At 60.9% G+C, this 5937-nt stretch carries 6 protein-coding genes and 3 pseudogenes; 2 read left to right on the top strand and 7 right to left on the bottom strand.

Translation table 11 applies throughout. The features are described 5' to 3' along the window. A partial coding sequence (locus ACAH41_RS28495) for a UvrB/UvrC motif-containing protein (RefSeq protein ID WP_370538737.1) occupies positions 1–337 on the top strand: 337 nt, incomplete at its 5' end. A 748-nt stretch (positions 338–1085) separates the two neighbouring features. Here the strand turns inward: ACAH41_RS28495 and ACAH41_RS28500 are convergent. The 4 genes and pseudogenes from ACAH41_RS28500 to ACAH41_RS28515 form a co-directional block, all read right to left on the bottom strand. Beyond that, positions 1086–1258: pseudogene (locus ACAH41_RS28500) on the bottom strand (DUF2274 domain-containing protein). Beyond that, positions 1255–1383: pseudogene (locus tag ACAH41_RS28505) on the bottom strand (conjugal transfer protein TrbI); the annotation flags it as partial. The pseudogenes ACAH41_RS28500 and ACAH41_RS28505, both read right to left, overlap by 4 nt. Before the next feature lie 2 nt (positions 1384–1385). Beyond that, a pseudogene (locus ACAH41_RS28510) lies at positions 1386–1613 on the bottom strand (LysR family transcriptional regulator); the annotation flags it as partial. Next, positions 1614–3161 (bottom strand): MFS transporter, encoded by a 1548-nt coding sequence (locus ACAH41_RS28515; RefSeq protein WP_370538738.1) that lies wholly within the window; start codon positions 3159–3161, stop codon positions 1614–1616. A 185-nt stretch (positions 3162–3346) separates the two neighbouring features. Between ACAH41_RS28515 and ACAH41_RS28520 the strand changes: the two genes are divergently transcribed. Further along, the gene (locus ACAH41_RS28520; RefSeq protein WP_370538739.1) at positions 3347–4210 is read left to right on the top strand and encodes a LysR family transcriptional regulator; all 864 of its coding nucleotides are present in this window, start codon (positions 3347–3349) and stop codon (positions 4208–4210) included. 30 nt (positions 4211–4240) lie between these two features. On the opposite strand, the gene ACAH41_RS28525 is transcribed toward ACAH41_RS28520, so the two are convergent. The 3 genes from ACAH41_RS28525 to ACAH41_RS28535 form a co-directional block, all read right to left on the bottom strand. After that, the gene (locus ACAH41_RS28525) at positions 4241–4531 is read right to left on the bottom strand and encodes a DUF3363 domain-containing protein (RefSeq protein WP_370538740.1); all 291 of its coding nucleotides are present in this window, start codon (positions 4529–4531) and stop codon (positions 4241–4243) included. Positions 4532–4540: 9 nt separating this feature from the next. Next, positions 4541–4897 carry a hypothetical protein gene (locus tag ACAH41_RS28530; RefSeq protein WP_370538741.1) on the bottom strand — a complete coding sequence of 119 codons (357 nt, stop codon included), beginning with the start codon at positions 4895–4897 and terminating at the stop codon, positions 4541–4543. 134 nt (positions 4898–5031) lie between these two features. Further along, positions 5032–5895 carry an NAD(P)-dependent oxidoreductase gene (locus ACAH41_RS28535; RefSeq protein WP_370538742.1) on the bottom strand — a complete coding sequence of 288 codons (864 nt, stop codon included), beginning with the start codon at positions 5893–5895 and terminating at the stop codon, positions 5032–5034. Positions 5896–5937 lie beyond the last annotated feature (42 nt).

Raw genomic sequence — 5937 nt, forward strand, 5'->3', positions numbered from 1 at the left:
ATTGGCGATGGACGAAACCGAACGCCGTCGCAAGAAGCAGATGGCATTCAACGAAGCCAACGGCATCACGCCGCGCGGCGTGGTCAAACGCATCAAGGACATCATCGATGGCGTCTACGATGCCGAGGCGGGCAAGAAGGAGCTCCAGGCTGCGCAGACCTTTGCCAATTACCATGCCATGAACGAAAAGCAGGTAGTGAAGGAGTTGAAGCGCCTGGAGAAGGAAATGCATGACGCCGCGAAGAACCTGGAATTCGAGAAAGCAGCCAAATTGCGCGACGAATTGAAAAACCTGCGCGCGCAATTCTATGGCGCGGAGCCGCCGGACGCGACCTGATCTATAGTTTACGTAACGCTGGCTGTGTTGTCGTTTCAGGTGAGGTGCCTGCGTTACAAATAGCCTCGCAATAAAAAATGTCCGCTGTCAAGCCCAAGAGGCTGGAAGGCAGCGGGCTGAATACCTTTATGGGGCCGTAGGTTAGACCATTTCTTGGGTGTCCCGGATTATGGTCGCTTTCTGAGCCAGGAGCCGCATAGGAGCGCCGCGGCAGCAAGCCCAGGAGCGCTACAGCGAGCAGACTGCCCACGGCGAAACCATCTGGGCATCCCTCAGATGCCCACCTCAAAACGAGAACGCGCAGCTCTTGGGCCGCTCGTCGCGAGTTCTTGGCAGAACCGAAGGCTCTATTACGTGGCCTCCGTTCCCTCGGTATCAACTCGAAGAAGCATTGGATCGAGCACAGATGTACTGTGCACCTCCAGCGCCAACGAAGACCGACAGTGCCACAGCCCAACTTGCCATGAAATTAAGTTTGAAGTTTGTTTTCTTCATAGTTACCTCCTTGGTTTGTTGTGCGTTGGTTACGGTATGGTGCTTGTTGTTAGTGGGAATCTCACCCAGCAATCGGACGGTTCTCTCTGTCTTCTGAATCTGTTGATACGTCAGGCTGATTGAACTATCGGTCTTCTCGCTCCAATACTTCCTCTTTGTCACTGGTGCGCTCAGTTTACCGTGAGGCTGCGCTAGTTGCTTGGCCACTTGCTCTGGTCTCCCTTCCTGAATCCCCGGCCCCCGCCATGAACGCCTACAGCATGTGCGGGATCAGTGTCGCCGCATCGCAGCTTCGCCATACGTCTGCGCGTGCAGTGCCGCGTAACGGTCGAGGTCGGCCTTCAAGCTGGCCGAGCACACGAAGGTTAGCTTGATGCTCTCGGTCTTGGGCAGCGGCCCGAGCCGCAGCCTGCGTGTCGGGATCATCGCGAAGCCCCCCGGTTGAAAAACATCGGCTGGTACGGTCGGAGCACCAAGTCCCTGGCCACGATCACCCGCACCGGCAGCCCCGGCCGTGCCGTCAGCGTCGGCTGGATGTTCATGTTGCGCCGGGCTGCAAGGCGGTGAACACGCGTGGCATGTGCTCCAGGAAGAGCTTGCCTGCACGGGTCAGCCGCGTGCTGCGAGTCGTACGGATAAAAAGCTGTGCCCCCAGGTCTTCTTCCAGTTTCTTGATGGCGCGCGACAACGGCGACTGCTCGATGTGCAGCCGCTCGGCGGCGCGGGCGAAATGGAGTTCTTCGACCACGGCCAGGAAGCAGCGCAGATGGCGCATTTCCATTCACGTGGATTCCTGCGACGGCATATCTGCACGACGTGCTGCGCCGAGCAAGCCAAAGACCAGCAGGCTCGCAAACGCAAGGAGCCACACGCTGACCGCGCCGTAAAGCATCACCCAGCGGAAGCCTTGCGTCAGCGCTCCCGTCGCCATGTCGGCCGGGACGGCCAGTCCCGCGCTGCCTTGCCCGAGCGCGTCCGATACTCCCCCTGAGAGGCGTTCCGCCAGCGATCGGAGTTGTGCACGGTCGGTTCCTGTCGGAAGCTTGTCGCGCAGGTAGGAGAAGATCCCCTCCACCAGAATGAAGCCCATCAAGGCGATATTCACCGCCAGGCTGATCAAGCGGGCGCTGGTGTCGATGCCCGAGGCCATTCCGGCACGTCCTGTGGGTACCGCGCCGATCGTGGTGTTGGTCACGGGCGTGTTGGTCAGCCCGAGTCCAATGCCCGCCAGTAGGCAACCCGGCAGCATTGTCAGCCAGCTTGCGTTTGCGGCGCTGCTTCCCCACGTCATCAGAAAGAATCCCGAGCCGATCGTGAACAAACCTGCGGGAATCACGACCTCTGCCCGATATCGCAGCGCTAGCCATTCTCCAAGCGGTGGAAGCACCAACGTCGGCAAGGTATAGGCCAGCAGCGAAAGGCCGGTTGCCAGACTGGCATAGCCCAGTCCGTTCTGAAAATACAGCGGCAGATAGATCATGAACGGCCAGAAGCTGAAGTTCATGCCAACCGAGCCAAGCAAGGCGCCGGAGAAGCGGCGAATACGGAACACCGAGAAATCGAACATCGGATCGTCGGCTCGCTGCTCTGCCACCACGAAGACGACGAAGCTTCCAATCGCTGCAACCAAACTGGCAAGGGATGCGACGCTTGTGAAACCCGATGCCGGACCTTGGGTGATAAACCAGGCCAGGGCAAACACGGCGATCGACAGCGAAACAATGCCCAGGAGGTCAAGTCTGCGACTCTGAGGATCACGCGACTCGTCCACGCCTGCAATGGTGAGGCCGAGCCCGGTAACGGCAAGGGGAACATGAGCCAGGAAAACCCATTCCCAGCTCGACACGGCCACAATCCCCGCGCCGATGATCGGGCCGAAGCCCAGGCCGACGCCGAACACGATGCCCCAGATACCGAAGGCCTTCGCGCGCGCCGCGCCAGTCGGGAACTGATGAGAGAGCACTGCGAACTGGCAGACCAGCATTGCACCGCCGGCCAAGCCCTGCAAGAACCGGCCGGCGATGAGCAGCGCCGAGCTATTGGCCAGCCCACAGATCAGCGACGTGATACCGAAGAGCAGCAGGCAGATCAGAAACACGCGCTTGCGCCCGTAGCGGTCCGCCAGCGTGCCGGTTGCCATCAGTACCGTCGTGCAGGCGATGGTGTAGGCATTCATGATCCATTGCAGGTCCTTGAAGTCGCTGTGCAGAACAGTTTCAAGAATGGGCAGGATCACCGGCACGCTGGAGATCTCGAGACCGAACATCAGAGAGGCCAGACAGGCGGCCGCCAGCGTGATGGAATTTTTGTGGGAAGGAGAGAGAGACATCATAGGTTTTCCTCGATACGCAGATCTGCCCCTCGATGTCTTCTCGATCCGACACTTGGGAAAAGCCCAGGTAAGCAGACTGAATGCGTGGGGCACTCGATGGATTCGATTCTGGAGATAATCAATAAATGATGGAAATGATTTAATTTTGTATAATTCATCAATTACTATCATGAGTTGATGTGATGGATTTCGACCCGTTCCTACTGCGTGCCTTTGTTGCCGTGCAGTCGCTCGGCGGCTTCACCCGAGCCGCCGAGCGGTTGCACCTGAGCCAATCGGCCGTTAGCCACCAAATCCGCAGATTGGAGGAACAGGTCGGGGTCGCATTGCTCGTGCGCACCACGCGCAGCCTGACGTTGACCGAAGACGGCGAGGACTTCCTGCGCCACGCCGAACAAATCCTGCGGGCGCAAGATGCCCTGGCGCAGCGTTTCCACCGTTCGCCGGTCACGGGTGCCGTGCGTTTCGGTGTCCCGGAGAACTTCATTGGTGATCGCTTGCCGTCCCTGTTGGCCCGGTTCGCGCGTTTATTTCCCGCGGTGCGGCTGGACGTGACGGTCGATACCTACTTGGCTTTGCGCGCCCAGGTCGATGGCAATGCGCTGGACCTCGCTGTCACCCTGTCCTTGGATGGCGATCAGGGTGCGGACCTACTGCGGCAAACCCGGTTCGTCTGGGCCGCGGCGCAAGGTTTCGACTTGGCCGTGCACGCTCCGCTGCCTCTGGCTTTCGCACCCAAGCCCTGCATGCACCGACAGGTCGGCACCGATGCCTTGGACCAGGCGGGAATCGGCTGGCGGATGGCCTTCACCTCGCCCAGCCAGCGGGGCCTGCGTGCGGCCGTGCAGGCAGGGCTCGCCATCACAGTGTTGCCGCAGGAGGACCTGGAGCTTGGAATGATTGTCGTCGATGGCCGGTATGGCCTGCCGCCTTTGCCTGATGCCAGCTTCCGGCTGATTTGGAATGTGTCGGGCAAGACATCTGCTGCCGAGGCACTGGCGCAGTTATTGGCAGAAATGTCCGCAGCGCCACTCGAGGGACATTGAAGCCAGACTTCGGACGGGAAAGGCTGTGTGTTATCCAATTTCTGGCCCACGCTGCCGTCCCAACTCCCAAGACACCCCGCTTCCGCGCATCGTCGCGGCGATCTGCTGTCCCAATCGCTGTTCGATCACTGGCCGCCACGGAACCAGACTGGCCTCCACGCCATCATCGAGCATGGCGTAGCGCCCGCTGGCACCGGCAGCACTCGCCAGAGTATTGCCGTGAAGGGGGGATTCAGCGGCAACCAATCCGAAGTCACCAGATCGGTTGATTCCCAGACGCAGGCGCGAGGGACGCCAGGTACTAATCGCCTCCCTTGCCATCGTGTCACCTCAAGCGGTAGCGACGCGATGGCCCGGCTTGAAACCATGCGCCTTGGCTGACCAGACCACGGACAGGCCGAACAGCGCGAGCATCGCCAGAGCCCAGGGAAAAGAGGCAGGTCCGAATCGCTCCAGCATCACGCCGCCGCCACCGCCGCCCGCCACCGCCAGATTGAAGACAGTCACCAGCATGGATTGCACCACGTCCGCGCCATCCCCAGCCGTATCGGCCAGCGCGGTTTGCAACAGCGTGGGCGCACCGCCGAAGGTCACCGAACCCAAGGCATAGAGTGTCACCAATTGGCCTGCCAGGGCCAAACCCTGGCCGATCTGCGGCAGCAGGCCGGCCGGCATGGTCTCGGTCATGATAGCGAGGAAGCCGGCCCATCGTGAATGCCAGCAGCTTCCATATCGGAAACCCCTCGGCGGTTGCCGCAGGCGCTACCGCTGCGGAGTCTTCGTTTTCTCGGATGCTCATATGGTTCTCGTTCTCTTGAATGTCAGGCGAGGTAGGACGCGGCCATGTCCTTGTCGCCGTGCCCGGCTTCAAGGGCACGCTCGAAGCGCCGGAGGCCGGCCTGTGCTGCATCCACCCGCACCCCGGCCTGGGCGGCCGCGTCGACCACCAATCGGGAATCCTTTACCGCATTGGCGATGGAGAAACTGGCGGCGTAGTTCTCGGCCAGGATGGCGGCAGCCTTGGCCTGGAAATAGCCGCTGTCCATCGGCCCGCCCGTGACCACATCCACCACCAGCGCCGCGTCGACGCCCAGTCCCTTGGCAAGCGCCAGGCTTTCGGCAAGGCCGTGGGTCAGCGCAAAGGCCCAGCTGTTGAGCGCGAGCTTTAGGCGGCTGCTGGAACCCGTTTGCTCCGACACCCACAAGGTACGCTTGCCGATGGCATCGAAGACCGGTTGAACGACTTCGCGCTGGGCGATCGGGCCAGAGGCCAGGATGATCAGTTGCGCCAACTCGGCCGGCTGGCGGGTGCCCTGGACCGGAGCGTCATAGAAGATCAGACCGTGCTGTTCGGCCAATGCTGCCAGGGCATCGATTCCCTCGATGCCAACCGTGCTCAGTTGAAGCCAGACGGCCCCCTTGCCCAAAGCTGGTGCCGCAGCCTGTATGGCCTGCGCGACGCTAGGGCCGTCCTTGAGCACGGTGACGATGATGTCGGCACCGCGTACCGCATCGGCCGGGTTGTCGAATGCCTGGATATCGTCATTCGCCAGGGCATGCGCTTTGGCGGCGGTGCGATTCCAGGCATGCACCGTGAAGCCCCGCTTGCGCAGGTTGCGCGCGACAGGGGCACCGATCAAGCCTGTTCCGAGGACGGCGATGGTGGGTTGTTTGTCAGTACTCATGATGAATTCCTTTGAAGATGGAATGGTTGATGAAAGAATTTT

It is taken from the genome of Ideonella sp., assembly GCF_041287625.1.
GTDB lineage: Bacteria > Pseudomonadota > Gammaproteobacteria > Burkholderiales > Burkholderiaceae_C > Ideonella.